Origin of the sequence: Haloferax sp. AB510 (assembly GCF_024136985.1) — an archaeon.
Taxonomy (GTDB): domain Archaea; phylum Halobacteriota; class Halobacteria; order Halobacteriales; family Haloferacaceae; genus Haloferax.
Genome location: NZ_JAMYJY010000184.1, coordinates 1 through 3,159, shown reverse-complemented (window position 1 = coordinate 3,159; position 3,159 = coordinate 1). Strand labels below are relative to the sequence as shown.

The following is a 3,159-nucleotide window of genomic DNA, read 5'->3' as shown; positions in this document are numbered from 1 at the left end:
ATATTGGTGGGGCATTCAAAACAGAGAGATTGGTCTGGGGAAATGAATTTCTACAATATCTGGATGTGGCCTACAATAACTACAATTCTCATGTTCAAGATGAACTTCGACTTCGGCATGTCTTAGGTTACTACTGGGATGCTTTAAATTCGACACGACCTGTTGAGGGTCGGTATTTGAGTGTATGTAGTGCGATTGAGTTGCTTGCAAAACGGTATTCCGATTTGTATAATCAGCAATCCAGAACGCGAGATAGAATTGAGTATCTGGTTAATGAATTACAGGTGGAAACTGATGACCTTGCTGACTTCGCGGGGACATCGGATCGGGCTGCATCGTCAACGTATTTTTACAGTTTCTCTCGGCAGTATGTAGTCCACGGTGATAACAATCCGACTTGGAGTGAACTTCGGGATGATTTCGAAGCTGCACTAACGCTGCTTCAGCGGATTATCAGAAACCAGTTAGTAGGACCGTTAGATGACGAGTCACGCTTTAATCAATTGTATGGCATTGACCCAAAGGGAGTAGTTGAGTTCGAGTAGAGTAAGTTGTTCTTTTGAACTCTATGTACAGCTTTCGGGTGTTCCACTATTATAGTTCGCTGGATCTCTCGGCCCCCTTTCCAATTTCAACCACTAAGCAGACATTTTTCGCTGTGTCGTCTGGCCTCGCACCGCTCGTCCCATTCCGCCCTCCACGTCGCTCGCGATCGATCAGATCAGCGTGGAACCCACGGAGTCCTAGAGCTGTACAGGGTGAACTGATTATCTACTCTGCTCTCTCGAAGTGCATCTCACCATAGTTCTCGCGACCAGGACCTGTGTAATAGAACCCTTCTAGTACGTCTTCAGTAGCGTCTGTTTTTAATGCTAAGTCAGCGGTTCCGTAGTGTCTCGTCATAGAAGAAGCGGAGTCTGGATCGGGATCGTTCTCGTATTGGTAATTGAGGCTCGGCCATCGCCCATCCTCGGTCAAAACAGTTGCACCAGTACTGTCTGACTCGGAGTTATCGGTCTCCAAGTGTATGCTGATCTTCCGCCATGTCTGCGTGATTCGTAAGGTCGCTGCGACCCTCTGCATCTTCGCATTCGGGTCATTCGACTCGTGAAGTGCCTCGTCCGGAATGAACCCATCATACGAGGTTTTCACGTACCCTGACCACTCGCCGTTGAAATCGGGCACTTTTGAAGCCCCTGTTCCGCGGGCGATCCTCGTCTTCCAAATGACTCGACTGAACGCAGTTGTAAGGAGGGTAAATCCCACTCCCCATGAGATAGTGATACCGGCGACTGCAGGTATTACTGCACTGAGCGCGGTTGTAAGCCATCCTACGGCAAGGGCGGTTGCATAGGCGGCAAATCCAAGAATGCCGTATACCGTCGGCCTATTGTCGTTGTCAGTTGAGTAGGTATGCATCTCTACTAATCCTCTTCATAGAAGCGTCTGACCTCTGTGACGAACGTCCTGGCGTGTTCGACATCCCACTGGGTCGTCTCGTCACCAAACAACGGTTGCATCCCGTGCTGTACACTATAGTCGGGGAATCCTTCTGCGGCGTCGGCCTCGAGTTCGTCGAGAATTCCTTCCACTCGCTCGCGGATATCGTCCTTTCCGATTGTAGCAGTCTCAACGTTTGAGAGGAGGCATTCGATGAAGTATGACGCGGCGTTTCCCTTCTCAATAGCACCATTCTCTGCGAGTGTATTCCTGAAGTTCTTGAAAATACGAATCGTTGGCTTGTAGTTCCCGTTTGTAAATTCGTTGTACCTAGTTCCCATAATCCGATGACGGCTTGGGAAATTGACTATCTTCGTCCCGTCAGGGGTCCAGAATACAATGCCTTTCATGTGGTTGCCTGGTTGGCGTGACCAAAATCGTCGATACTGGAGACAAGGAACGACGTCCGCTCCAAGAGGCAACTCGTCGCTGTCCACTTCGATTGCTTTCTCACCGCGTTCGACGTTGCGTGTGCCGTATTGGGCTTGGAGGGTTCGATACACGCCTTCGGCATGTTCTTCGAACATCTGATGAGGATTCCGAGCGGGGGCATGGTTGGCGGCGTGGTCAGGGACGCGAGAAAAATCGCCATGGAAGGTATCAGTCCGAATGACCAAGATATCTACGTCGCCGGAGTTGTACACCATCGTCGTGTTTCGGTATGAACCTTGGAGGAGGGTGACGAATTCTAGTCCTTCGCTGACACCGTGGAGGCCACCGTCTTCGAGGTCTGCTCGAAGCTCTCGATTAGTGTCTCGAGCTTCTTCTTGATTCGCAGTTTCTGAGTGTGTCCAGCGGTTCAGTTTTGCACGAGATATCATCTATTGTGTATCCCGATGTGCCTGTATGTTATCATACTCCCGAATGTCTACCCAGCGATACATATTTACAACCTACCCGAGTCCGATAGTCCGTGTCAATTACACGGGCGAAGTCTCTCGATTCTCTCTACGAGGAATGCAAGAATTTCGACCTTGTGCTCGTGCCGGACGCGCCGATGGCATGCGCCCTGAACAGACGTCTAGACCAACCCCACTTCGGACCGTTCGCGATTACCCCACGTCGCCTGGCGGCCCGGCGTAGAGAGCAAGCTGAGGATTGACTCGCGTTTCTCGAAATCATCGAGACGACCGACCGCAATTGTACGATGTATTTCCCACCGCGGTAGACAACGCAAGATCTCCAAAGCCCAAATGATCATCATGGGTTTTGGACGCTGATTCAAGCCGAAGAATAAAGAGGTAGATACCTGTACCCAAATTAATGTCTGTGAAGATTGAACAATATGAATCACCACACCAGTTGGAGGAAGCTTTAGACGATGGATCTGTTCTTCTTTATGGGGCACCTGATGTCGGGAAGTCGCACGTAATATATCAAGAATGGAAAAGAAGCAAAGAGATTATATCCTCAATTAAAGACATTGGGACAAACCAACCAGACGTTGTTGTGTTTGATGACATATATAAAACTTACCAAGAATATCTACAAAGCAATGATCCAGACGTTCAGAGTAGATTTGAACGACTGGTAAATAGGGACAAAGGTATCTGTTATCTCTCACGGCCAAGAGCATTTGATTGGGCTGTTCATAAACAAAACCTAGGTGAACTGATTGATATTGATGCAATTAATTTCTTGTACAAATCATACGACGAA

General features: G+C 48.8%; 4 protein-coding genes and 1 pseudogene. 3 read left to right on the top strand and 2 right to left on the bottom strand.

What is annotated here, in order from left to right:
* Positions 1-545 (top strand): hypothetical protein (locus tag NKF06_RS20200; protein ID WP_253246419.1); only part of this gene is annotated, 545 nt, incomplete at its 5' end.
* Positions 546-771: 226 nt separating this feature from the next.
* Here NKF06_RS20200 and NKF06_RS20195 read toward each other — a convergent pair.
* Together NKF06_RS20195 and NKF06_RS20190 are read right to left on the bottom strand one after the other, a co-directional pair.
* Positions 772-1,419 carry a hypothetical protein gene (locus NKF06_RS20195; protein WP_253246418.1) on the bottom strand — a complete coding sequence of 216 codons (648 nt, stop codon included), beginning with the start codon at positions 1,417-1,419 and terminating at the stop codon, positions 772-774.
* Positions 1,420-1,424: 5 nt separating this feature from the next.
* Positions 1,425-2,321 (bottom strand): hypothetical protein, encoded by an 897-nt coding sequence (locus NKF06_RS20190; protein WP_253246417.1) that lies wholly within the window; start codon positions 2,319-2,321, stop codon positions 1,425-1,427.
* A gap of 92 nt (positions 2,322-2,413) precedes the next feature.
* Between NKF06_RS20190 and NKF06_RS20185 the strand changes: the two are divergent.
* Together NKF06_RS20185 and NKF06_RS20180 are read left to right on the top strand one after the other, a co-directional pair.
* Positions 2,414-2,599, top strand: a pseudogene (locus NKF06_RS20185) (hypothetical protein); the annotation flags it as partial.
* 164 nt (positions 2,600-2,763) lie between these two features.
* Positions 2,764-3,159: RNA helicase domain-containing protein (locus NKF06_RS20180; RefSeq protein WP_253246416.1), on the top strand; the 396-nt coding region annotated here is incomplete at its 3' end.